Origin of the sequence: Tsukamurella pseudospumae (genome assembly GCF_001575205.1) — a bacterium.
In the GTDB taxonomy this organism is placed as follows: Bacteria; Actinomycetota; Actinomycetes; order Mycobacteriales; family Mycobacteriaceae; genus Tsukamurella; species Tsukamurella pseudospumae.
Window position 1 is genome coordinate 473,331 of record NZ_LSRE01000050.1, and the last position, 22,439, is coordinate 495,769.

Annotated in this window: 20 protein-coding genes and 1 pseudogene; 7 read left to right on the forward strand and 14 right to left on the reverse strand. The window is 72.0% G+C overall.

Annotated features, from left to right (window positions below):
• From AXK61_RS24620 to AXK61_RS23250, 3 genes are read right to left on the reverse strand one after another with little or no spacing between them, the layout of a single operon-like run.
• On the reverse strand, nucleotides 1-174 hold the full coding sequence (locus AXK61_RS24620; protein ID WP_082778196.1) for an antitoxin: 174 nt from the start codon (nucleotides 172-174) through the stop codon (nucleotides 1-3).
• 10 nt (nucleotides 175-184) lie between these two features.
• Nucleotides 185-1,312, reverse strand: a complete 1,128-nt coding sequence (locus AXK61_RS23245; protein WP_082789511.1) for an MBL fold metallo-hydrolase — start codon at nucleotides 1,310-1,312, stop codon at nucleotides 185-187.
• A gap of 1 nt (nucleotide 1,313) precedes the next feature.
• The gene (locus AXK61_RS23250) at nucleotides 1,314-2,048 is read right to left on the reverse strand and encodes an enoyl-CoA hydratase (protein WP_068574671.1); all 735 of its coding nucleotides are present in this window, start codon (nucleotides 2,046-2,048) and stop codon (nucleotides 1,314-1,316) included.
• Nucleotides 2,049-2,071: 23 nt separating this feature from the next.
• On the opposite strand from AXK61_RS23250, the gene AXK61_RS23255 reads away from it, so the two are divergent.
• Nucleotides 2,072-3,190: an NAD(P)-binding domain-containing protein gene (locus AXK61_RS23255; protein ID WP_068747109.1), complete on the forward strand. Its 1,119-nt coding sequence runs from the start codon at nucleotides 2,072-2,074 to the stop codon at nucleotides 3,188-3,190.
• 632 nt (nucleotides 3,191-3,822) lie between these two features.
• Here AXK61_RS23255 and AXK61_RS23260 read toward each other — a convergent pair.
• Nucleotides 3,823-4,632 (reverse strand): aldo/keto reductase, encoded by an 810-nt coding sequence (locus AXK61_RS23260; RefSeq protein WP_139058139.1) that lies wholly within the window; start codon nucleotides 4,630-4,632, stop codon nucleotides 3,823-3,825.
• A 65-nt stretch (nucleotides 4,633-4,697) separates the two neighbouring features.
• Here AXK61_RS23260 and AXK61_RS23265 point away from each other — a divergent pair, with 65 nt between their 5' ends.
• Entirely contained in the window at nucleotides 4,698-6,206 is a 1,509-nt protein-coding gene (locus AXK61_RS23265) for a carboxyl transferase domain-containing protein (RefSeq protein ID WP_068747110.1), read from the forward strand.
• 30 nt (nucleotides 6,207-6,236) lie between these two features.
• On the opposite strand, the gene AXK61_RS23270 is transcribed toward AXK61_RS23265, so the two are convergent.
• Entirely contained in the window at nucleotides 6,237-6,545 is a 309-nt protein-coding gene (locus AXK61_RS23270) for a LuxR C-terminal-related transcriptional regulator (RefSeq protein ID WP_414930026.1), read from the reverse strand.
• A gap of 166 nt (nucleotides 6,546-6,711) precedes the next feature.
• Here AXK61_RS23270 and AXK61_RS23275 point away from each other — a divergent pair, with 166 nt between their 5' ends.
• The gene (locus tag AXK61_RS23275; RefSeq protein WP_156485800.1) at nucleotides 6,712-10,509 is read left to right on the forward strand and encodes an nSTAND1 domain-containing NTPase; all 3,798 of its coding nucleotides are present in this window, start codon (nucleotides 6,712-6,714) and stop codon (nucleotides 10,507-10,509) included.
• Nucleotides 10,510-10,518: 9 nt separating this feature from the next.
• Here the strand turns inward: AXK61_RS23275 and AXK61_RS23280 are convergent.
• A pseudogene (locus tag AXK61_RS23280) lies at nucleotides 10,519-10,761 on the reverse strand (LuxR C-terminal-related transcriptional regulator); the annotation flags it as partial.
• Between the two features lie 399 nt (nucleotides 10,762-11,160).
• On the opposite strand from AXK61_RS23280, the gene AXK61_RS23285 reads away from it, so the two are divergent.
• Complete coding sequence (locus AXK61_RS23285) at nucleotides 11,161-12,255, forward strand: hypothetical protein (RefSeq protein WP_068747112.1); 1,095 nt, start codon at nucleotides 11,161-11,163, stop codon at nucleotides 12,253-12,255.
• A gap of 76 nt (nucleotides 12,256-12,331) precedes the next feature.
• Nucleotides 12,332-12,601: a hypothetical protein gene (locus AXK61_RS23290; RefSeq protein ID WP_068747113.1), complete on the forward strand. Its 270-nt coding sequence runs from the start codon at nucleotides 12,332-12,334 to the stop codon at nucleotides 12,599-12,601.
• A 27-nt stretch (nucleotides 12,602-12,628) separates the two neighbouring features.
• Here the strand turns inward: AXK61_RS23290 and AXK61_RS23295 are convergent, their stop codons facing one another.
• The 3 genes from AXK61_RS23295 to AXK61_RS23305 all read right to left on the reverse strand — a co-directional run bounded on the left by AXK61_RS23295 (nucleotide 12,629) and on the right by AXK61_RS23305 (nucleotide 16,244).
• Nucleotides 12,629-13,153 (reverse strand): DUF4333 domain-containing protein, encoded by a 525-nt coding sequence (locus AXK61_RS23295; RefSeq protein WP_068747114.1) that lies wholly within the window; start codon nucleotides 13,151-13,153, stop codon nucleotides 12,629-12,631.
• A gap of 109 nt (nucleotides 13,154-13,262) precedes the next feature.
• Nucleotides 13,263-14,507, reverse strand: a complete 1,245-nt coding sequence (locus tag AXK61_RS23300) for an Nramp family divalent metal transporter (RefSeq protein ID WP_068747115.1) — start codon at nucleotides 14,505-14,507, stop codon at nucleotides 13,263-13,265.
• Nucleotides 14,508-14,594: 87 nt separating this feature from the next.
• A complete protein-coding gene (locus AXK61_RS23305) occupies nucleotides 14,595-16,244 on the reverse strand; it encodes a hypothetical protein (protein ID WP_068747116.1) in 1,650 nt (549 codons plus the stop codon).
• Between the two features lie 242 nt (nucleotides 16,245-16,486).
• Here AXK61_RS23305 and AXK61_RS23310 point away from each other — a divergent pair, with 242 nt between their 5' ends.
• On the forward strand, nucleotides 16,487-17,290 hold the full coding sequence (locus AXK61_RS23310; RefSeq protein ID WP_068747117.1) for a HugZ family pyridoxamine 5'-phosphate oxidase: 804 nt from the start codon (nucleotides 16,487-16,489) through the stop codon (nucleotides 17,288-17,290).
• Nucleotides 17,291-17,346: 56 nt separating this feature from the next.
• On the opposite strand, the gene AXK61_RS23315 is transcribed toward AXK61_RS23310, so the two are convergent.
• The 4 genes from AXK61_RS23315 to AXK61_RS23330 all read right to left on the reverse strand — a co-directional run bounded on the left by AXK61_RS23315 (nucleotide 17,347) and on the right by AXK61_RS23330 (nucleotide 20,783).
• A complete protein-coding gene (locus tag AXK61_RS23315) occupies nucleotides 17,347-17,706 on the reverse strand; it encodes an FKBP-type peptidyl-prolyl cis-trans isomerase (protein WP_068574637.1) in 360 nt (119 codons plus the stop codon).
• 51 nt (nucleotides 17,707-17,757) lie between these two features.
• Complete coding sequence (locus tag AXK61_RS23320; RefSeq protein WP_068747118.1) at nucleotides 17,758-19,050, reverse strand: citrate synthase; 1,293 nt, start codon at nucleotides 19,048-19,050, stop codon at nucleotides 17,758-17,760.
• Nucleotides 19,051-19,137: 87 nt separating this feature from the next.
• Nucleotides 19,138-20,043: an aldose 1-epimerase family protein gene (locus AXK61_RS23325; protein ID WP_231855645.1), complete on the reverse strand. Its 906-nt coding sequence runs from the start codon at nucleotides 20,041-20,043 to the stop codon at nucleotides 19,138-19,140.
• 71 nt (nucleotides 20,044-20,114) lie between these two features.
• A complete protein-coding gene (locus tag AXK61_RS23330; RefSeq protein ID WP_068747120.1) occupies nucleotides 20,115-20,783 on the reverse strand; it encodes a TetR family transcriptional regulator in 669 nt (222 codons plus the stop codon).
• Nucleotides 20,784-20,894: 111 nt separating this feature from the next.
• Between AXK61_RS23330 and AXK61_RS23335 the strand changes: the two genes are divergently transcribed.
• Nucleotides 20,895-21,812 (forward strand): SDR family NAD(P)-dependent oxidoreductase, encoded by a 918-nt coding sequence (locus AXK61_RS23335; protein WP_068747121.1) that lies wholly within the window; start codon nucleotides 20,895-20,897, stop codon nucleotides 21,810-21,812.
• A gap of 9 nt (nucleotides 21,813-21,821) precedes the next feature.
• On the opposite strand, the gene AXK61_RS25555 is transcribed toward AXK61_RS23335, so the two are convergent.
• Nucleotides 21,822-22,430, reverse strand: coding sequence for a DsbA family protein (locus tag AXK61_RS25555; protein WP_197466902.1), 609 nt, complete (start codon nucleotides 22,428-22,430; stop codon nucleotides 21,822-21,824).
• Between the last annotated feature and the right edge of the window lie 9 nt (nucleotides 22,431-22,439).

Sequence of the window (22,439 nt, forward strand, 5' to 3'; positions counted from 1 at the left end):
TTACTTCTGCTCGTCGCCGCCGACGAACTTCTTCGCGGCGTCCTGCGCCTTATCGACCTGCGAGGCGAACTTGCCGTCGGTCTTGCCGTCGACCAGGTCGCCCGCCTTGTCGATCAGTCCCGGGTTCTTCCCGAGAGCGTCCTTGGCCTTGTTCGCGAGATCCTTGAAATCCATGCCGCTCAGGCTAGCGGACCCGCTCCCACCAGTCGCGAGTACCGGGCGCGATCGCGGGATCGACGGTGCCCGACGGCCCCTGGGACGGCGCACCGTCGACCCTGCCGCCCGGCATGGGGATCACGGTGGTGACCCCCGCCTCCTCCGCGGCGGCGAGCAGCCGCTCGACGGGCTCGGACCAGTCGTGGAAGGCGAGGTTGAACGTGGCCCAGTGCACAGGAACGAGCGGAGCACCCGGCTTGGCGATCAGCTGGTGGATCGCGACGGCCTCCTCGGGATTCGTGTGCACGTCGGGCCACAGCGGGTCGTACGCCCCGATCGGCAACAGCGTCAGGTCGAACGGGCCGAAATGGTCGCCGACCAGCTTGAACCGCTCGGTGAAGCCGGTGTCGCCGCCGAAGAAGACGGCGTGGTCCGGGCCGACCAACGACCACGACGCCCACTGCGTGGAGTTGCGGGTGAGGCCGCGGCCCGAGAAGTGCCGGGCCTCGGTGCAGACCACCTTGAGGCTGCGCCCGCCGCGGGTCAGGGTGTGCGCCTGGTCCCAGTCGAGCTCGACGATCCGGTCCTCGGGGACGCCCCACGCGCGCAGGTGCCCGCCCACGCCGATCGGCACGCAGAAGGGCACGTCCCGGTCGCGGGTGAGCTCGTCGATCGTGGGCAGGTCGAGATGGTCGTAGTGGTCGTGGCTGATGATCACCGCGTCGATCTCCGGCAGGGAGCTCAGCGCCACGGGCACCGGGTGCAGTCGCGCCGGCCCGATCGTGGGCGACGGCGAGACCCGCTCGCCCCACACCGGATCGGCCAGGATGCGGAAGCCGTCGACCTCGATCAGCACGGACGAGTGCCCGTACCAGGTGACGGCCAGGTCGGAGGCCTGTTCCGGGCTCGGGTCGGCGGCCAGCGGGATGGAGCCCGACGGTGCGCCCAGCCCGTGCCGCGCGCGCCCCACGACCCCGCGCGCGATCTTCGCCGCATCGAACCGCTGGTGCGGGCTGTCCGGGTCGGTGTTGGTGTAGACGGTGTCGACCTGCGCGCCCATCGACCGCTTGAGGCCGCTCGCGGCGCGCAGGCCCGCGGCACCCGCGATCCCGGCGGCCGCGCCGGCGGCGAAGGTGACGACAGTGCCCAACCGCATGTCAGCGACCCGTAAAGCGCGGCTCGCGCTTCTCGATCCGGGCCATGATGGCCTCCTTGAGGTCCTCCGAGTCCCACACGGCGTGCAGCCGCGCCTCCTCCGCCTCGGTGAGCGGCTCCAGCGCGACGTCCGTCTTGAACAGGGCCTTGTAGTTCTGCAGCGACAGCGGGGCGAGCTTCGCGATGCCGCGGGCGAACTCGAGCGCCGCCTCGCGGTCGCCGATGGCGTTGGCGAAGCCCAGCTCGGCGAGCTTCTCGGCACCGATCTTCTGTGCGGCCATCAGCACGCCGCGAGCGTGACCGCCGCCGACGAGGTCCTCCAGCCGGCGCAGCGTCCACTTGTCGATCGTGACGCCCAGCTTGGCGGCGGGGATCGCGATGGTGGCGCTCGGGTCGAGCACGCGCAGGTCGGCGAGCATCGCCATCTGCACGCCCGCTCCCACGGCCGGGCCGTTGACCGCGGCGACCAGGATCTGCTTCATCGCCTCGACCCGGCGGTAGAACCGGATCACCCGCTCCATGAAGCCCTTGTCCAGCACCGCTCCCGACCGCAGATCCGCCCCCGCGGAGAACACCGTTCCCTGCCCGGTGAGCACGATGACGAACACCCCGTCGGCCTCGGCGCGGTCGAACGCCGCCTCCAGGCCGTCCATGATCTCCGGGTTCAGGGCGTTCCGCGCTTCGGGGCGCTGGAACTCGATGACGGCGACCTTCTCCTCCAGCGTGTAACCAATCATGGCCCGCAATCTACCCTGGGGAGATGACACGCGTCGTGGTGGTCGGTGCTGGCCAGGCCGGACTTTCGGCCGCGTACTACCTTCCCAGGTTCGGCATCGACGACGCGGTGATCCTCGACCACAACTCGGGTCCCGGCGGCGCATGGCGACAGCGCTGGCCGTCGCTGACACTGCGTGCGGCCAATCGGGTGCACGACCTGCCGGGCTGGGGATTGCAGGACGCACTGGGGACGCACTGCGACGACGTCCCCGCCTCCACCGGTGTCGCGGAGTACTTCGGCGAGTACGAGGAGCGCTTCGACATCGACGTCCACCGCCCGGCGCACGTGGCGTCGGTCTCACGGACGGATTCCGGGTACCTCGTCGCCGGGCACGGGATCGCCGGCCCCTTCGAGTACCGCACCGAGGCCGTCATCAACTGCACCGGCACCTGGGACAGCCCGTTCTGGCCGACGGTGCGCGGGGCATCGTCGTTCCGCGGGGTCCAGTTGCACGCGCACGACTACCGCACCGCCGAACCCTTCGCCGGGAAGACGGTGGCCGTGGTCGGCGCCGGCATCACCTCGGTGCAGTTGCTGCTGGAGATCTCCGCCGTCGCGAAGACGATGTGGTTCACCCGCCGCGAGGTCCAATGGGACGCCACGCCCTTCGACCCGGACAAGGGCCGCCGCGCCGTGGCCCGCGTCGAGGAGCGGGTGCGGGCCGGCCTGCCGCCCGGCTCCGTGGTCTCGGTGACGGGGCTGCCGCTCACGCCCGCGCTGCGCGCCGGCATCGATTCGGGGGTGCTGGTCCGGCAGCCCATGTTCCGCGAGCTCACGCCCGACGGTCCGCTGCTCGCCGACGGTTCCGTCGCCGCGGCCGACGTGATCCTGTGGTGCACCGGCTTCCGCTACTCGATGGACCACCTGGCGCCGCTCGGACTGCGGTCGCCCGGCGGCGGCATCGTCATGACCGGGCGGCTGGCCACCGAGGTCGCCGGCGAGCCGCGGCTGCACCTTCTCGGCTACGGGCCGTCGGCGTCGACGATCGGCGCCAACCGTGCGGGCCGCGAGGCCGCTCGCGCCGTCGCGGAGGCGATCGGTGCGTCTGGGCCGGGTTCGGGCTCAGGTTCGGGCCGGGTGGGTGCGACCCAGCTTGCTTAGAACTCGGACCGCTCGCCTTGCGGCTCGGGTCCTCCTATGCGCTCGTCGGCGTCGCACCCACCCATCCCTCGTTCGTCCGTGGTCGCGTCCGGCACCCCCTCGTCTCACCGGGGCTGCGGGACCGGGCGCTTCGTCCGCGGGCAGCTCTCGCGTGCGCTTGCGCCTGTGAGACCAGGCGCATCGCGTGTGGGCGGCTCTCCGATTGTGTCCGAATCGGACATCGCGGCGGGTGCGGTCTCGGCGGTGTGAGGGCCGGCGGATCGGGGTCGTCCCCCACGCCGCGCCGATCCGCGGCTCCGGCGTTTCCACCCCCATCGGAAGCCGGTCGTGTCGTAGGGGGTCGACCGTCCCCCGCGCGACGCCGAATCCCCCACCAGACGCCGGGCCTCCCCCACGGGAAGCCGAATCCCCGTGGCGTGCGAACCGGGATCGACCGTCCCCCGCGCGACACCGGTCTCCCACGAGAACCGAGTCCCTCACGCCGGCAACCGAAGCCGATGCCGTGTCCGATCCGGTCACGATCCGAGAGACCACCCACAGAGAACACCGTCCACCCCGAGGACGTGCCGCGCTCCGTCCCGGAGCACCGTCGAACCCCGGAACCGCAGGAGCGGCCCCGGGGCGAGCGGGGATCAGCGGAGGTTGAACTCCGCCGGGTCGGGGCCGATGCGGGAGCCGGTGATCGCGCTGATCCGCGCGACCTCGTCGTCCGACAGCGCGAACCCGAAGACGTCGAAGTTCTCGGCGATGCGCGAGGGCGTCACGGACTTGGGGATCACGACGTTGCCGAGCTGCAGGTGCCAGCGCAGGATCGCCTGCGCCGGAGTCACGCCGTGCGCCTCAGCGACCGCGGTCACCGTCGGATCCGCGAGCGACTCGCCCTGGCCCAGCGGCGACCAGGCCTCAGTGGCGATGCCGTGCTCGGCGTGGAAGGCGCGCAGCTCGTCCTGCGGCAGGCCCGGGTGCAGCTCGATCTGGTTCACCGCCGGGGTCTCGCCGGTCTCGTCGATGACGCGGCGCAGCGCCTCGACGGTGAAGTTGCTGACGCCGATCGCCTTCGCCCGCCCGGAGTCGCGGATCTGTTGGAAGGCCTTGAAGGTGTCGACGTAGCGGTCGTACTCGAGGACGGGCCAGTGGATGAGGTAGAGGTCCACGTAGTCGGTACCGAGCCGGCCGAGGGAGGCGTCGAAGGCGCGCAGCGTCTCGTCGAATCCCTGGTCCGAGTTCCACAGCTTGGTGGTGAGGAAGACCTCGTCGCGCGCGAGCCCGCTCTCCGCGATCGCCCGGCCGGTGCCGGCCTCGTTCTCGTAGACGCGAGCCGTGTCGATCGACCGGTATCCGACCCGGAGGGCCTCCGCGACCGCGTCGCGGGCACCGTCGTCCGACACCTGCCAGACGCCGAAGCCCAGCTGGGGGATGGAGGTTCCGTTGTTGAGCAACACATCAGGCACAGTCATGCCTGTGCCAACACGGCGGACACCGACACTGTTCCCAGTAACCTGAATCCATGGCGATCACCGCGCAGGACCTCATCGATGCGATCCTCGACCGTGGCACTTTCACCAGCTGGGACGTGCCCCTGCTCGACGTGCATCCCGACGCCGCGTACGCCGCCGACCTGCAGCGCGCCCGGGAGACCTCGCACCACGACGAGGCCGTCATCACCGGCGAGGGTCGCATCCGGGGACAGCGGGTGGCGCTCATCGCGTGCGACTTCGCCTTCCTCGGCGGATCGATCGGCGTCGCGGCCGCGGAGCGGATCGTCTCCGCCGTCGAGCGCGCGACCGCCCTGCGCCTGCCCCTCCTCGCGACCCCGACCTCCGGCGGCACCCGCATGCAGGAGGGCACCGTCGCCTTCCTGCAGATGGTGAAGATCTCGGCCGCGATCACGCTGCACAAGCAGTCCGGCCTGCCCTACCTGGTCTACCTGCGCGACCCCACGATGGGCGGCGTCTTCGCCTCCTGGGGCTCGCTGGGGCACGTCACCATCGCCGAGCCCGGCGCGCGGATCGGCTTCCTCGGCCCGCGGGTCTACGAGGCGTTGCACGGCGAGCCCTATCCCGACGGCGTCCAGACCGCGGAGCATCTCTTCGAGCGCGGGCTGATCGACGGGGTCGTACCGCTGCGGTTCGTCCGGCTCCTCGCGCACCGCACGCTGCGGGTGCTCGCGGGCGCGCAGGACGCCGACCCGTTGGCCCCGCATCTGGGCGTGCGCGAGGAGCTCGCGGCCGGCGACGACGGGACGTCCGCCTGGGACTCGGTGCGGATCAGCCGCGAGGTCGGGCGGCCCGGGGTGCGCGCCTTCCTCCGGCACTCCGCCACGGACCGGCTCCCGCTGTCGGGCACCGGAGAGGGCGAGACCGACCATTCGCTGCTGTTGTCGCTGGCGCGGGTGCAGGGCTATCCGTGCGTGGTGGTCGGGCAGGACACGACCCGCGCCGAGGGCCAGACTCCGCCGCTCCTCGGCCCTGCCGCCCTGCGCGCCGCGCGGCGCGGCATGCGGCTGGCCGCGGAGCTGAACCTCCCGCTGGTCCTGGTCATCGACACGTGGGGCGCGGCCCTGTCCCCCGAGGCCGAGGAAGGCGGCCTCGCCGGGGAGGTGGCGCGCAGCCTGTCCGACCTGGTCACCCTCCGGGTCCCGACGGTGTCGGTCCTGCTCGGCCAGGGAACGGGCGGCGGGGCGCTGGCTATGCTGCCCGCCGACCGGGTGCTGTGCGCGCAGCACGCGTGGCTCGCGCCGCTGCCGCCGGAGGGCGCGAGCGCGGTGATGTTCCGGGACGTCGAGCACGCCGCCGAGATGGCGGAGAAGCAGCGGATCCGCGCGGCGGATCTGCTCGCCGACGGCATCGTCGACCGGGTGATCCCCGAGCGTCCGAACGCGGCCGATGAACCCACGGAGTTCTCCCGCCGCGTCGGACTCGCCGTCAGTGAATCGCTCGCGGAGCTCTCCCTCATCCCGGATTCGATCCGGATCAGCCGGCGTCTGGACCGCTACCGGTTCCTCGGCACCCACTGACCGGCGCCCAGGCGGGGCACGAGCGGGCCGTCACCAGTCCCGTAGGTCGGTGTAGCCGTCCTCGAGCATGCGGGCGAACAGCGCCGTCTTGGACCGGGCGGCACGGTGCGCGGCGGTGTACTTGGCGCGGACCCGCGCGATGTGTGTGGCGACCGTGGCCGGACTGATGAAGAGACGGCTCGCGGCGCCCTCCTTGGAGTCGCTGGCGAACCACGCGAGCAGCACCTCGATCTCCCGTGCGGAGAGCGGCGGCTCCACCGTGAGCGGGGACTCCCCCGGCGGCGTACGGTCCGCGGCCGCCCGCCCGATCCGGCAGCCCGAGTTCTCGACCGTGTCCATGACCGTCATGACGCCCCACTTCGATTGTTTCCCCTATCCGCCCCCGGCGGATCTTCTCGGTCAACCCTGGCATCGCCGCCCCCGAATTCCCCGATCGCACGCATTCTTCGTACGATCTCCGTACGACGACCAGGGTCAATGGCGACGTACGGGGGAAGTCAAGGAAATGGCATCCGAAGAGAATCGGCCTGCTCGGCCCGATCCCGGCGCGGTGGATTCCCGCGCCGAGCTCGGCGCTGCGCTGCGGGATCTGCGCGACGCCGCAGGTCTGACGGTCCGTGAGCTCGTCGAGCAGGCCGAGGGATATCTGGGCACCATCTCGGGATGGCTCTCCGGCGCACACGCCCCGACGGCGGCGAACCGCGATCTGTTCGACCGCGTATTGACCGTGTGCGGAGTTCCGGAATCGGAATTCGGAACGTGGTGGGACGCGGTGGCGCGCGCCCGAGTTCGTTCGCGCACGAAAGCGCCGACTCCGTTGAATTCTTCCCCGTACCGGGGTTTCGCGGCATTCGAGATAGCGGATGCGAAGTACTTCTTCGGGCGGGATACCGACGCCTCCGCGTTGCGCCGGAGAATCGACGACATCGCGGCCGGCCGGGCACCGCGCCACCCCGTCGTCGTGGTCGGCGGGAGCGGCATCGGCAAGTCCTCGGTGGTGCGCGCGGGCCTCGCCCGGACGGTCGGCGACGCGGACGACGCGGACGGCTGGGACCACGTCGTGATCACGCCCGGCATCGAGCCGTCGGCCTCCATCGACGAGGCGCTCGCCGCGCTGCGCGAGCGGTCGGCGACCCACCCGGTCCTCGTGATCGATCAGTTCGAGGAGATCTGGACGCAGGGCGGCGGCGAACACGCTCCGGAGGTCCTGGCCCGCGTGCTGGACCTCGCGGTCGATGCCGGAACCGCCGCCGTGGACGATCCCGGCGGCACCGTCGATCCCGTCGTCGTGCTCGTGCTGCGCTCGGACTTCCTCGACCGGCTCGTCGCCCAGCCCGGCTACGCCGCGGTGGTGGGGGCCGGGCCCGTCGTCATCGGACCGCTCGACCGGGCGGGCCTGCGCGCCGCGATCACCGCCCCCGCGGACCGGGCGTCGCTCACCGTCGAGCCCGGACTGGTGGAGCTCCTGCTCGACGACGCCGAGGCCACCGGCGACGCCGCCGGCGTGCTCCCCCTCCTGTCCCACTCCCTGTTGACCACGTGGGAACGGTCCGGACGATCGCGGCTCACCGTCGAGGGGTACCTCGAGACGGGCCGCCTGACGGGGGCCGTGGAGAAGAGCGCGGAGGCGGTCCACGACGGGCTCGACGAGGCGGGCCGCGCGACCATGCACGACCTGTTGCTGAGCCTGATCAACGTCGGCGCCGACCGCGTGACCAGGCGCATCACGCCGGCCGTCGAGCTGGAGTTGGACGCCGACGCGGAGGCCGTGCTGGACCGGCTGCTCGAGGCGCGGCTCGTCACCGTCGGCGACGACGGCGTGCAACTCGCCCACGAGGCACTCGTGCGGGCCTGGCCGCGGCTCTCGCAGTGGGTCGACGAGAACCGTGCCCGCCTGCGCCTCGAGCACCGGATCCGGGTCGCGGCGGCGCACTGGACGCAGGCCGGTGAGCCCCCGTCGCTCCTGCTCTCGTCCGGGATGCTGGATCTCATCGAGTCGCTGTCGGTGGAGCGCCCGAGCAGGTGGGGCGAGGCGGAGCGCCGGATGATCGCCCGCAGCGCGGAGCGCCGCGAGGATCGGCTGGCCGGCGAGCGGCGCCAGGTCCGCAAGCTCCGGACGGTCGCGATCACCGCCGCCGCGTTCGCCGTGATCGCGGCGTTGGCGGCGACGATGGCCTGGATCGGGCTCGCGAACACCGCCCGCGCCCGCGACGCCGCGGCGCAGGCCCACGACGAGTCGACCAGCCGCCAACTCGCTCTGGAGTCCCGCCGGCTGCGGCCGCGCGACTCGGCGCTGGCCGCGCAGCTGGCCGTCGCGGCGTACCGGATCTCCCCGACCGTCGAGGCCCGGTCCAACCTGCTCGACACGCTGTCGGACCCACTGGCCTCGCGGCGGATGATCGGCGGTGCCTTCGAGATCGCGGCGGCGCCGTCCGGCACCGTCGCGGCCGTCCGCGGCGAACGCCGGATCGACCTGTACCGGGTCGAGGCCCACGGCCTCGGCGACCGGATCGGCGGCGTCGACATCGGTCCCGGGGCGCTCCCCGGATCCGGGCTGTCGTTCACACCCGACGGCGCGACCCTCCTCGTCGGCACCGGCCGCGGCGTGCTCACGGTGGCCGTGCGCGACGCGGCGGCACCGACGGTGGAGACGGTCGTCGACGTGGGGCGGCCGGTGGTCCGGCTGTCCGTCGCGGGCGACGGACGGACGCTCGTCGCCTCCCGCGCCGACGCCCCTCCGGTGCTGCTGCGGGACGGCCGGGTCGTCGCGTTCCCCGACGGCGACTACGCCGAGACCCAGGCCGCGGTCGCGCTCAGCGCCGACGCCGGGCTGGCCGCGGTGTCGGCACCGGGGCGGGGCATCGAGCTGTGGGACGTCTCCGGCCCCGCCCCCGTCCGGCGCGGCGGCCTACCGCTGAGCGGCGCGTCGAATCAGGCGGTCCGGATGGCCTTCCACGGGACCGCGCTCGCCGCGGGCCTGCGCAGCCGCGAGGCCGTCGTCGTCGACACCGCCGACCCGGCGGCACCGGTCGTGCGCCGGACCGTGTCCGGGTTCACCAGCTACGTCAACGACGTCGAGATCTCCCCCGACGGTGCGCGGCTGGTCGCCGCGAGCTCCGACGGCCAGGTCCGGGTGGTCCCGCTCGCCGGCGACGACCCCGAGCTCGTGTTCACCGCGCCCGAGCCCATCGGTGTGGCGACCGTCGCCGGCGACACCGTGCTCGCGGCGGCCGACGGCGGCGTCCTGCGCAGCTGGCCACTGCGTACCGCGGCGATCACGCTCGGCTCCCGCGGCATCTTCCAGATCCCCGCGCACGGGTCCGAGGTGCTGGTGGCCAACGGCGGCCCCGACTCCGCCGTCGGCCAGTGGCGCACCGCGCCCGGGCCCGAGCTGCTCCGTTCCGGGCCGGACCTGGCGGCACCGTCGGGCGACCTGTTCTCCGGCGCGCTGGCGGTGACCGGCGACGGGGCGGCCGCTCTGGGCACGGCGAACGGCCGCGTGTACGTCGCGGACCTGCGCGATCGCACCCACCCGCGGCTGTCCGCGGCGGGCGCGCCGGCGCTCGGGTCGATCGTCGAGACGGTCGCCGTCTCGCCCGACGGGCGCACCGCCCTCGTCGGCGGGCTGTCGACGTCGCGGGTCGCGGTGCTCGACATCGCGGACCGCTCCGCGCCGCGCGTGGTCGGCCGGCTGGACGTGACCAACGGTGTACCGTCCGTGGGCTTCCTGGACGATCGGACGGCGGTGCTCGGGACCGCCGGCGGCGATCTGGTCCGGGTGGACCTGCGCGATACGGCGGCACCGCGGGCCGTGCGCACCACCCACGTCTTCGAGGCGTCGGTCGCCGCCGTGGCCGTCGCGCCCGACGGACACACCCTGCTGCTCGCCGCGTCGGGCGGCGGCCACCTCGCGCAGGTGGAGGTCTCGGCGGACGGCGACCCGCGGATCACCCGGTTCGGCGGGCCCAGCGGCTCGGTCAACGGTGCGGCCTACTCCCCCGACGGCACGCGGCTCGTCGTCGCGTCCAGCAGTGGCGAGGCGCGCCTGTACCACCTGTCCGACGGTGCCGTCCCCGTGCGGGAGGCGTCCCTGACCGTGGACGGCGCGATCCTCTACGACGCGCGGTTCACCGGTGACGGCTCGATGGTCGTCGCGTCCGGCAACAGCGGGCGCCTGCGCACCTGGGATCTGAACCCGCAGCACGTCATCGACGCGGTCTGTTCGTCGCACTCCGCACCCATCACCACGGAGGAGTGGGACCGGCTGGCGCCGGGTGAGCCATACCTGCAGCCCTGCGGGTGAGAGCCCGCCCTACACCTCGTCGAGCGCGATGTGGCCGTCCTGCAGAGCCCGGACCAGGAGGGCGATCTTCGTCCGCGCCGGCCGACCCACGGCGACGTACTTGGCACGGATGCGCGCGATGTGGGTGCTCACCGTCGACGGCGAGATGTACAGCACCTCCGCCGCCTCCTCCTTGGTCGTCACCTTCAGCCACGCGACCAGGACATCGACCTCGCGCCGGCTGAGGTAGGGCCGCACGAGGACGCCGGGGGCGGCGGACGTGCCGATCGACCCGGTCGACTCGAGCGTTGCCTCCGTCATGAGGACTCCCTTCTCGCGGTTCTCGAACCACCGCGAATACTGACGACAACCGTATTACCCGGGTCCGACACGGAATCAATGGCAGCCGTTTGACAGCACCTCCCCCACTGCGACACGATTCACGTACTCGGCGGGGTGTGTGATAACTCCCATTTCGCAGGTCACAGAGGTAAGAATGGAGCGCGAATGCGGGAGCGAAGGGCGGCGGACCGGCTGATCGACGCCGCTATCGAGATTCTTATGGAGAACCCCGGTGAAGTTCTCCAGCACGGCATCCGCAGCGAGCGCGCCATTGCGAAAGCACGCACCTCGCAAACCACTTTCTTTCGCAATTATACGAAAGAATCTTTCGTGGACGCGCTCGTCCGGGCGCTCGCCTCCGCCCCCGCCGGCACCCCCGGGGTCCCCGTCGAACCGGACGTCACGGTCCGGGATGCGCGCCGGATCATTCGTGAATCGGCCACCGCGGACTTCTCCGCCGACGACGGGGAGACCGTCCGCAGCCTGCTGGCCGTCGTCCTCGGGCGGTCGGACGCCGCGATCGCCGGCGAGCTCCTCGGCTCGTACGAGCGCTCCGACGCGCTGCGGCTGCGGGCGTACGACCGCATCCTCGGCGCACACGGGGCGACGGTCCGCCGCCCGTTCACGGTCGCGCAGCTCGCGACCGTCCTGACCGCCCTGCGGGAGGGTCTGCTCATCCGGCGCCTCGTCGACCCCGAGGCCGTCCCCGACTCCTTGTACGGCGAGACCGCGTTGGCGATCGCGATCGCGGCCCTCGACACCCGGCACCGCCACCAGCACATCGACGAGGCCGGGGCGAGCCTCGCGGCGCCCGACGCCGACGCGGCATCACTGCGCCCGGCTCTGCCCGACGATCCACGGCGCGCCGTCATCGACACGGCCGCCGTCGAATTCACGCGGCACACCTTCTACCTCGCCACGCTCGAGGGCATGGCGGACGCGTCGGGCGTGCCTCTCGACATGCTCAAGCGACTCTTCCCGACGAAGGCGCACATCGTGATCGCAGCCCTGCGGCCGCGGTTCACCGCGCTCACCCAGAGCGTCGCCGACGACGTCTCGCTCGGCACCGACCACGCGACCGTGATCCGGCGGCACCTCCTGCGCTGCGCCCGCCTGACGGTCGAGGAGCGCCCGTTCATGGATGCGCTCATCGCCAGCATCTCCTACGACACCGCGAGCGAGGCCGAGGGGCTCGTCGCACTCAAGCAGGAACTGCACTTCCCGTCGCTGATCGAGCCGGTCATCGCCGACGGGCAGCGCCTCGGGATCTTCTCCCCCGCCGAACCCGCCCGCGAATTCGCGGCGACCCTGATGAACACGTTGTTCGTGCGCTGCTTCAGCCGACGCACGCTCACGCCGGAGGAGAACGCCGACTTCGTCGCCGACTTGATCCTCGACGGTCTGCGCGGCCGCGCCGACGATTGATCGGGCGCAGGCGGGCCGCGTGTCGTCCGTTCGGGTGATTGCGGACTCCGCTGCCCGTGTCGGAGAATTCGTTCCCATGACGCCGTCCGACCCGGTCGCGGACCGCGCCCGGGTGGCCGCGGCGTACCGCCGGATCCACGAGCGCGACAAGGAGTCCTTCGACTGCGCGCGTTTCCGAGAGCTGTACCGGCACTTCTTCTCCCGCGAGCTCACCGAGGACGACCTCGACCATCAGCTGCTCGGCTACGCGTGCGCCGATGCGACGACGCTGATCGACTACGTCCGCCACCTGGAGTACCACCGGCTGCGCCACGAACGTCGACACCGCCCGAAGACCTGGTTCTGACGGCGACCGAACCCCACGACGAGCGGGTCACCCAGCGACGGTGACGCCCCACTGCACGCGGGTGGGGTCCACCGTCGCCACGCGGACCGTCACCGGATGCCGGGCACCGTCGGAGGTCAGTGCGCAGTTCTGCGTGGCCCCGACGACCCCGGACAGCGCCCCGTCGCAGGTCAGAGCCTCGACGGGGCGCTCCCGCGCGAGAGCCTCGCGGGTGCGCCGCTCCAATTCGGACACCGCGACGCGCCGGCCGGACCGCGGCACACCGTCGATCACGGAGTCCCAGTCGACCCGCTCGCCGTCGACGCGGGTCACGGTGAGCGCCACGGCGAAGGTCTCGCCGCCGCGACTCAGCGTGCAGGTCTGCGCGGCCCCCACCTCGGCCCTGAGCCCGCCGTCGCAGCGCAGACTGTCCGACGGTGCCGCCGCCACCTGGGCGAGCGTGCCCGACTCGACCTGCTCGCGGGCGACCTGGGCAGGCGAGAACAGCGACCAGCAGGCGAGCACGGCGACGCCGGCGCCACCGCCCACCACCGCCAGTGCACGCACTGCCATGTCGACACTTACCTCCGCGAACGATCTACGCTTGTTTCATGATTCGATTGCCATTATTGAATCATGGGAGGTATGTGATCTCAAGACCGCCGCGCGGAGGGGCCGTGAATCAGCCCGTGACGGTCAGATAGATCAACGCGGCGTTGAGCACGACGATGAGCGCGCCCGCGCCCGCGGACGCCCAGCGCAGCGGCGCACCGTCGACGAACTCCCCCATCAGCGCCCGGTCGGAGGTGTAGCGCCGCAACGGGAGCAGCGCGAACGGGATGCCGAAGCTCAGCACCACCTGCGAGATGATCAGCGCCTCGGTGGGCGGAACCCCCAGTGCCAGAACGCCGATCGCGGGGATCATCGTGACCAGCCGCCGAACCACCACCGGGATCCGCTTGCGCAGGAGGCCCGCCATGATCGTGCCGCCGGCATAGCTGCCTACCGACGTGGACGCGAGCCCCGAGGCCAGCAGGCCCACCGCGAACAGGCCGGCGACGACCGGGCCGAGCGCGTCGCGCACCGCCGCGTGGGCACCCTCGATCGAATCGGTGCCCTCCCGTCCGTACAGGCTCGACGCCGCGAGCACGAGCAGGGCGATGTTCACCGCGCCCGCGATCACGAGGGCGAGCACGACGTCGATCCGCGTCACCTTCAGCAGCCGCCGCGCGCGCTCGATCCGCCCCTCCGCGGGAGGTGCGCCGTGCCGGTCCACGACCAGCGCGGAGTGCAGGTAGATCGCGTGCGGCATGACCGTGGCGCCCAACATGGACGCCGCGAGTAGCACCGTCTCCGTGCCCTGCAGCCGCGGGACCAGCCCACTGAGGACCGCGGCACCGTCGGGCGGCGCGACCACCAGGCCCGCGAGGAAGCCCACCACGATGATCGCGAGCAAGCCCATGATCACCAGCTCGAAGCGGTACTGCCGCCGACCGTCCGCGAGCACCAGGAGTGCCGTCGAGATCACGCCGACGATGAGCCCGCCCCACACCAGCGGCACCCCGAACAGCAGGTTCAGCGCCAGCGCGCCGCCGATCACCTCGGCGATGTCGGTGGCGGCCGCCACCAGCTCGGCCTGTCCCCAGAACGCGAGCCGCGCCCGCCGCGGCAGCCGGTCGCCGAGGACCTGCGGCAACGAGCGGCCGGTCACGACGCCGAGCTTCGCCGACTGGTACTGGATCATCACGGCCATCACGTTGGCCAGCACCAGCACCCAGACCAGCAGGTAGCCGTACTTGGCGCCGGCCGTGACGTTCGCGGCCACGTTTCCCGGGTCCACGTACGCGATCGCGGCCACGAACGCCGGGCCGAGCAGCATCACACCGCGCAGCGTCGTCGGCCTCCGGGGTTCGGTCTTCGTCAGCACATGTCAAGGCTAGGCGAAGACTAGGTTTCGGGCAACCGAAACTTAGTCCCAGTCGGACGCGGACGGCGTCCGTGTCCGCGCGCCCCGCTACGTCGCGGGGGCCGCCGTCGTGGTCGTGACCGGCGCCTGGACCGTGGTCCGCGGCGCGGTCCGCGTCGGGATCTCGCGGGTCGGCACGGGGACCGGCACGGTCGTCGTCGGAACCGGCGCGACGGTGCGCGTGGGCACGGGAACGGGAACGGTCGTCGTCGGAACCGGCGCGACGGTCCGCGTCGGCACCGGCACCGTCGTGGTCGGTGCAGGGGCCACCGTGGTCGGAGCGGGGGCGACGGTGGTGGGCACGGGCGCCACCGTGGTCGGGGCCGGGGCAGCAGTCGTGACCGGCGGCGCAACCGTCGTCGGGGCCGGGGCCGGCACCGTCGTGCTCGGTGCGTCCGGTGCCGCGCTGGTCGGCGGCGGCGGCGCGCCCGCCGGGGTGCTCGGGTCACCGGCCCGCGCCCCCGACGGTGCCGCTGCCGATGTCTCGACCGGGGCGGTCGCGGTTCCGGAGCCGGGGGCCGTGGCGGTTCCCGTGGCGGTCGCGGTGGTCGTGCCCGTGCTCCCGCGGCCGGCCGTGCCCGCCGCGGCGGTGGTCGTGGTCGCCGTCGTCGTCGGCGCCGAGGCCGTGCTCGCCACCGACACCTTCACACTGGTGCCGACGGCCTCCTCGACCGCGGCGCGGCTGCCGGCCTGGATCACGGCACCGTCGAGCGCGGCGGGGACCGGGGCCACGACCGTGGGATTGATGTTGGCGTTGCCGGGGATCGGCGCGCCGGGCAGCGCGAGGACCGGTTCGACCTTCGCGGACGTCGGCAGCGGCATGAGCACCACCCCGGGGGCGACGGGCGCGCTGACCACGGTGGTCGTGGTGGTCGTGGTCGTGGTCGTCGTGTACACCGGAGCGACGATCACACCCTGCCCTCGCACGTCGACGACGCGGCCGGGAGTAACGGCCCAGACCGGGTAGAACGGATCGGTGTACCGCGGGTTGACCCTGCGATAGGGGTTGGTGCCGAGGTTGATCGTGATGGACACGGAGATGATCGGCTGCGGCTTCGGCTGCGCCCAGCCGCGCGGGTAGATCCACATCACGGGCACGTCCGCGCGGAAGCCCGGGTCGAACCACGGCTTCGGGTAGCTCGGCCGGTCCCAGGGCCGCGGCTGGCCCGGCGCCCACGGGCGCACTCCGAGCTGGCGGCCGTAGACGCTCCAGCAGACCTGCGTCTGATGCTCGGGGCCCGCGACCCACGAGCCCCACCGGCCCGTGTCGCAGATGGCGCGGTAGGCGTCGATCTGATGCGGGGTGTACTGCCACGGCCGCGTGTTCGCGGGCCGGGCGAGCGGCTCCGGCACCGCGGCCTGTGCCACGGGACGGATGTCGGCGGGGAGCGCGTCCGAGGGGACGGGCGGGTAGTAGACCGTGGTGTTGTCACTGGTCGAGGTGATCGTGCCCTGCGGCAGGCCCGAGTTCACGACGGCCTGCGCGGCCACCGGGTCGCCCACCATCATCACGCTCTTGGGCGGCACGGCCACGCCGTCCGTCTGGAAGGCGCCCGGGTTCGCCGTGTACCGATCGCCCGTGACCGGGCTGAACGCGACCGGCGAGTCCTGCGTCGCCGAATCCTTGCCGCACGCCGCGAGCAAGCCCGCCACCGACAGCACCGCGGCAGCCGCCGCCCCCACCTTGACCGTCTTCATCAGTCCTCCACCGCTCCGGCCGCGCGAGTACCGCGACGACTCCGGTCCCATCCTTCTACGCCCGCAGCCACCGCACCATCCCCCGAACGGTGGAATTCGGACCCACCGAGTAGCGGCGCAGCCAATGACTGCGCCGCCGGGCCGGCCACCGGAACGTCAGGGACTTCGAGGGTCTCGGCCTGCGCCTCGTCGATCCCCGGTCCGGCAGGATCCAGACGGAGCTCTCACCTACGCTCGGAACCATGACCGCACGAGACCACGGCGACCCCGGCGACGCTCCCACGATCGCCCCGCCGCTGACCGACATCGCCCGCCCCGCGCGCCCCTCCGCGGCGGAGGAGGCGCGCACCGTCGCGGCGGGCACGTTCACCGCGACGCTCGCGTCCCTCTCCTCCGACGGTGCGCCCTGGGCCTCGCTGGTGACCTACGGCCTGCTCGGCGGCGACCCGGTGCTGTGCGTGTCCCACATGGCCGAACACGGCCGCAACCTGCGGCGCGATCCCCGCGCGAGCGTCTCCATCGTGGCCCCCGCATCCCCCGACGACCCGCTCGCGAACACCCGGATCACCCTGGCCGGGCGGGTCCGCGAGCCCGCGGGCGACGAGGCCGCGGCGGCGCGGCAGGCGCACCTCGACGCGGTCCCGGCGGCCCGGCACTACATCGACTACAGCGACTTCACGCTGTGGGTGCTCGGGGTCGAGCGAGTGCGGTGGGTCGGCGGCTACGGCCGCATGGACTCGGCGAGCGGCGCCGACTACGCCACGGCCGCGCCCGACCCGGTGCGCCCGGTGTCCGACGGGGCGGTTCGGCACCTCAACGACGACCATGCGGATTCGCTGCTGGCGATGGCGCGGCGCTTCGGCGGCCACCCGGACGCCACGTCCGCCCGCTGCGAGCGCGCCGATCGCTACGGCCTCGACCTGCGAGTCGACACGCCCCGCGGGTGGGCCGTCACGCGCGTCGGCTACCTCGAGCCGCTCGACGATGCCGCCGGCCTCCGCGGCGCGACGGTGCGGCTCGCCCGCCTCGCGGCGGAGGTGGACTGACGCGCAGGGCCCCGCACCGTCGAACGACGGTACGGGGCCCTGCGCACTCACTGCTGTTACTTGACGCCCAGCAGATCGATGACGAACACGAGCGTCTTGCCCGACAGGCGGTGCCCGCCGCCGGCGGGACCGTAGGCGAGGGCGGGCGGGCAGATCAGCTGGCGGCGGCCGCCGACCTTCATCCCCGGGATGCCCTCCTGCCAGCCTGCGATGAGGCTGCGCAGCGGGAAGTTGATCGACTCGCCGCGGCTCCACGAGGAGTCGAACTCCTCGCCGCTCTCGAACTCGACGCCGAGGTAGTGCACGTCGACGACGCTGCCGGGCTGGGCCTCGGCGCCGTCGCCCACGACGATGTCCTTGATGACGAGCTCGGTGGGCGCGGGGCCCTCGATGAACTCGATCTCCGGCTTGGTCATTGACGCTCCTTTGATCAGGCGGTGCAGGTTGTCGCGACGGATCGGCGGCATCTATGCACCGGGGTAGTCACGGGCGGTGTGGCCCGTGTAGATCTGCTGAGGACGGCCGATCTTGGTGGTCGGGTCCTCGTGCATCTCGCGCCAGTGGGCGATCCAGCCCGGAAGCCGGCCGAGCGCGAACAGCACCGTGAACATGCGCGTCGGGAAGCCCATCGCGCGGTAGATCAGACCGGTGTAGAAGTCCACGTTCGGGTAGAGCTTGCGCTCGATGAAGTAGTCGTCGTGCAGCGCGACGTCCTCCAGGCCCTTGGCGATGTCGAGCAGCTCGTCGGATACGCCGAGCAGCTCGAAGATGCGGTCCGCGGTCTGCTTCACGATCGCCGCACGCGGGTCGTAGTTCTTGTAGACGCGATGCCCGAAGCCCATGAGCTTCACGCCGTCTTCCTTGTTCTTGACCTTGTTCATGAAGGCCGAGGTGTCGCCACCGGAGGCCTTGATGTCGTCGAGCATCTCGAGGACGGCCTGGTTGGCGCCACCGTGCAGCGGGCCCCACAGGGCGTTGATGCCGCCCGAGATGGACGTGAACAGGTTCGCGTTCGAGGAGCCGACCAGGCGCACCGTCGACGTCGAGCAGTTCTGCTCGTGGTCGGCGTGCAGGATGAGCAGCATGTCGAGGGCCTTGACCAGCTCCGGGTCGACCTCGTAGGGCTCGGCCGGGAACCCGAAGGTCATGCGCATGAAGTTCTCGACCAGGCTCAGCGAGTTGTCCGGGTAGAGGAAGGGCTGACCGACCGACTTCTTGTACGCGTAGGCGCAGATGGTCGGGAACTTCGCGAGCAGGCGGACGGTCGCGAGCTCGACCTGCGCCGGATCGTTGTGGTTGAGCGAGTCGGGGTAGTACGCACTCAGCGCGTTCACGGCCGACGAGACCACCGGCATCGGGTGGGCGTTGCGCGGGAAGCCGTTGAAGAAGAGCTTCAGGTCCTCGTGCAGCAGCGTGTGCCGCTGGATCTTGGCCGTGAACTCCGCCAGCTGCTCCGGGCTCGGCAGCTCACCGTGGATCAGCAGGTAGCTGACCTCGATGAAGGTCGACTTCTCCGCGAGCTGCTCGATCGGGTACCCGCGGTAGCGCAGGATCCCCGCGTTGCCGTCGATGTAGGTGATGGCCGACTTGCAGGACGACGTGTTGACGAAGCCGTTGTCGAAGGTGCTCAGGCCGGTCTGCCCGAGGAACTTCCCGAGCGCGATGCCGTCTGCACCCTCGGTCGCCTTGATGATCGGCAGCTCGATCTGGCCGCCAGGGTAGGCGACCGTAGCGTTCGCGGTGTTGTCATCGGTGGACAATGTTCGTATCCCCTCGCTGTAGTCGGCGGATAAAAGCTACCTGGCTAGAACCTAGCGGTATCGCGGTTCTCTGCGAAAACGAGGGTGTCACCTGATCCCCCATTCGGACGTCCACGATCGCCCGGGGGCGATGCGGATCACGTCGGTCCCGGTGTGCAGCGCGTTGCCCGGGGCGGACATCGGCTCGACCGCCACGGCCCGGCCCGGTCCACCGTCGGCGCCCCGTCCGGGGAAGCCCTTGCCGTCGTCCGGGTCCGCGATGAACACCTGGGCCCACGGCAACGACGGTGCCGTCCACAGCTCGGTCTCCCCGTCCGGTCCGCGCAGGACGTACCGGCCGGCCGCGCCGGTGAACGGGGTGTCGATGTGGACGCCGGCCAGGGACCGCGGCGCGCGGTAGTCGTACGCGGAGCCCTCGACGGTGCGCGGCGGACCGTCGGGCAACAGGCGCGGCCCGAGGGGCTGCCACTGCTCCGCCCCGAGCTCGAGCGTGCAGTCGTCGACGGGGCTCGCGCCCACCCGGAGGTAGGTGTGGAATCCGACGGCGAAGGGCAGGTCGACGGTGCCGGTGTTGCGCGCCTCGAAGGCGCAGGTCAGGCCGTCGGCGGCGACGCTGTAGCGGATCCGCAGGTGCAGGTCGAAGGGCCAGCCGGTGTGCCGACCCACGTCGAGGACGAGGGTGACGGCGTCGACGGCGGTCTCGATGTCGTCCCAGTCGACACGTCGGACGAGCCCGTGGTCGGCGGTGCCGGTGACGTCGCTGGTGACCTCGAGCCGGTACAACTCGTCGTCCCAGGAGTAGATGCCGTCCTCGGTGCGGCCGGGCCACGGCGCGAGCACCAGACCCGCGGACAGCGGCGGCTTCTCACCCAGCGGCCACTCCTCGGTGAGAGGGACCCCGTCGCGGCGCAGGCCGCGCAGGCCCGCTCCCGTGCGCGCGATCTCGGCGACGTAACCGCCGGCCGCGATGATGAACCCCGGTTGCACCGTCATGGCCGTCATCCTACGGGCGCCATCGCCGGGGCGAGCGGCGTCGGCCCCACCGGCGGCGGTGCAACCCCCTGCTACCCGCGGGCCAGGGTCCCGGCGATCACCGTCGCGACGGCGGCGTGCAGTGCGGGGACCAGCTCCACCCGGAAGACGGCCAGTTCCGGGTCCACGAGATACGCGCTCTGGCAGACGTGCGACTGTTCGGCCTGCGTGTAGACGGTGCCCGAGAGGGTGACGAGGAAGACGCACACGGCGGGCGCCGCGTCGCCCAGCTCCGGAACCGCCCGCCGCAGAACCCGCCCCAGCAGTTCCATCCCGGCCAGCGCGGTGCGCTTGAACCGCACGATCGCGTCGGTGGAGACATTGCGTTCGAGGACGGAGGCCTGCGCGGCCAGGAGGTCGAGCAGTTCCGGCCGCGCGGCGGCGACGCGGGCGTAGACGGCCGCGAACCGCTCGATGCGCTCGGCGGCCGGCGCAGTGGCGTCCGGCTCCTCCGCCGTCCAGGCCTCATCGAGTTCTGCGATCCATCCCGTCGCCGAGCGGGTGAGCACCTCGAGCAGGACCTCCTCGCGGGATTCGAAGTAGCGCAGCACGTTCGACTTCGCGAGGCCGACGCGGCGGCTGAGCTCGTTGAGCGTGAGCGCCACCACGGGCATCTCGCCGAGCATCGCGGCGGCCGCGGCCAGGATCGCCTCCCGCCGCTCCTGCCGCTGCTGCTCGGTGCGCGCCCGCTGGAATCCCACGGATCGATTTTACAGACCGTCGGTCTATTGACAGCGGAACGGTGGCCTTCTACCGTGGTGGCACAACAGACCGACGGTCTATTAACCGTCGCCGACGCAGCAGGAGTACACATGAGCTGGACCGAGAACGACGTTCCCACCCAGGCCGGACGGGTCGCCGTCGTCACCGGCGCCAACACCGGCCTGGGCTTCGAGACGGCTCGCGTGCTCGCGCAGAAGGGCGCCGAGGTGGTGCTCGCGGTCCGCAACCCGGACAAGGGCGCGGAGGCCGTCCGGCGCATCGCCGCGGCCGCCCCGGGTGCGACGGTGCGCCTGCAGCGCCTGGACCTCGGCTCGCTGGAATCGGTGCGCGAGGCCGCCGCGGAACTGCGGGAGAGCACGCCCCGGATCGACCTGCTGGTCAACAACGCGGGCGTCATGTACCCGCCGAAGCAGACCACCGCCGACGGCTTCGAGCTGCAGTTCGGCACCAACCATCTGGGCCACTTCGCCTGGACCGCACAGGTTCTCGATCTACTGCTCGACGTTCCCGGCTCGCGCGTGGTGACGGTGGCCTCCCTCGCCCACCGCATCCGCGCAGCGATCCACTTCGACGATCTGCAGTGGGAGCGCTCCTACGAGCGGGTCGCGGCCTACGGGCAGAGCAAGCTCGCGAACCTGCTCTTCCACTACGAGCTGCAGCGCCGCCTCGAGGCGCGCGCATCGGGCGAGCGGGGCACAGTCGCCGTCGCGGCCCACCCGGGCATCGCCGACACCGAGCTGGTCCGCAACCTACCGAAGGCCCTGCAGTTCGCCCAGGTCGCCGCTCCCCTGTTCTCGCACGACGCGGCGCACGGCGCGCTCGCGCAACTGCGGGCGGCGACGGACCCGTCCGTCCTCGGCGGGCAGTACTACGGGCCCGACGCCACCGGCGAGCGTCGCGGCGCCCCGCGGCTGGTCACCTCCAGCGCCCAGTCGCTCGACCTGGACCTGCAGCGTCGACTGTGGGCCGTGTCCGAGGAGCTCACCGGGGTGTCCTTCCCGGTGTAGCGGATTCGCTCAGCCGGTGATCTTCGTCAGCCACGCCGGATCGCTGAGCGAGACCTGCTCACCGTCGTGCAGCACCGTCGGGGTGCCGGTACCGCCGGCGGCGGTGAGCAGCTTCAGGTTCGCGGCGCCCACGGCCTTCCCGTCGACCCCGGTCGCCCCGTCACGGATCTTCGCCACCGCGGCATCGCCGGTGCCGGACGCGCCCGCGAGGGTCGCGATCTCCGCGTTGGTGAGATCGCTCGCCCCGCTCTCCTGTGGCTGCGAGAGGAACATCGACCTGACGAAGCCCAGCGTCGCGTCGGTCCCGCTGCCGCGGCCCACCTCGAGGAAGGCCTGCAGCGCCCGCGAGGAGTAGTCACCGCTCGCGGAGAGCCGATCGAGGAAGCTCACCGGCCGGTACTCGACGGTCAGCCGCCCCGCCCGGACCGCGGTCGTGATGTCCGCACCATAGGTCGTCTCGAAGTTCTTGCAGGCGGGGCACAGGAAGTCCAGGTAGACGGTGATCTTCAGCCCACCCGTCCCGACGCGGACGGCACCGTCGTCCGATCCGGTGGTCGCCGTCGCCCCGCCTCGCCCGACGGTGCCGGGACCGCCGTCCCCGCGATGGAACGGCTGCACCCGGCGACC

Excerpts from the sequence above, each read along its gene's own strand:
- AXK61_RS23250 (WP_068574671.1), bottom strand. The coding sequence starts at position 2,048 with ATGATTGGTTACACGCTGGAGGAGAAGGTCGCCGTCATCGAGTTCCAG.
- AXK61_RS23295 (WP_068747114.1), bottom strand. The coding sequence starts at position 13,153 with ATGGCAGTGCGTGCACTGGCGGTGGTGGGCGGTGGCGCCGGCGTCGCC.
- AXK61_RS23270 (WP_414930026.1), bottom strand. The coding sequence starts at position 6,545 with ATGGACACGGTCGAGAACTCGGGCTGCCGGATCGGGCGGGCGGCCGCG.
- AXK61_RS23290 (WP_068747113.1), top strand. The coding sequence starts at position 12,332 with ATGACGCCGTCCGACCCGGTCGCGGACCGCGCCCGGGTGGCCGCGGCG.
- AXK61_RS23255 (WP_068747109.1), top strand. The coding sequence starts at position 2,072 with ATGACACGCGTCGTGGTGGTCGGTGCTGGCCAGGCCGGACTTTCGGCC.
- AXK61_RS23245 (WP_082789511.1), bottom strand. The coding sequence starts at position 1,312 with ATGCGGTTGGGCACTGTCGTCACCTTCGCCGCCGGCGCGGCCGCCGGG.
- AXK61_RS24620 (WP_082778196.1), bottom strand. The coding sequence starts at position 174 with ATGGATTTCAAGGATCTCGCGAACAAGGCCAAGGACGCTCTCGGGAAG.
- AXK61_RS23310 (WP_068747117.1), top strand. The coding sequence starts at position 16,487 with ATGACCGCACGAGACCACGGCGACCCCGGCGACGCTCCCACGATCGCC.
- AXK61_RS23275 (WP_156485800.1), top strand. The coding sequence starts at position 6,712 with ATGGCATCCGAAGAGAATCGGCCTGCTCGGCCCGATCCCGGCGCGGTG.
- AXK61_RS23325 (WP_231855645.1), bottom strand. The coding sequence starts at position 20,043 with ATGACGGTGCAACCGGGGTTCATCATCGCGGCCGGCGGTTACGTCGCC.
- AXK61_RS23265 (WP_068747110.1), top strand. The coding sequence starts at position 4,698 with ATGGCGATCACCGCGCAGGACCTCATCGATGCGATCCTCGACCGTGGC.
- AXK61_RS23305 (WP_068747116.1), bottom strand. The coding sequence starts at position 16,244 with ATGAAGACGGTCAAGGTGGGGGCGGCGGCTGCCGCGGTGCTGTCGGTG.
- AXK61_RS23315 (WP_068574637.1), bottom strand. The coding sequence starts at position 17,706 with ATGACCAAGCCGGAGATCGAGTTCATCGAGGGCCCCGCGCCCACCGAG.
- AXK61_RS23335 (WP_068747121.1), top strand. The coding sequence starts at position 20,895 with ATGAGCTGGACCGAGAACGACGTTCCCACCCAGGCCGGACGGGTCGCC.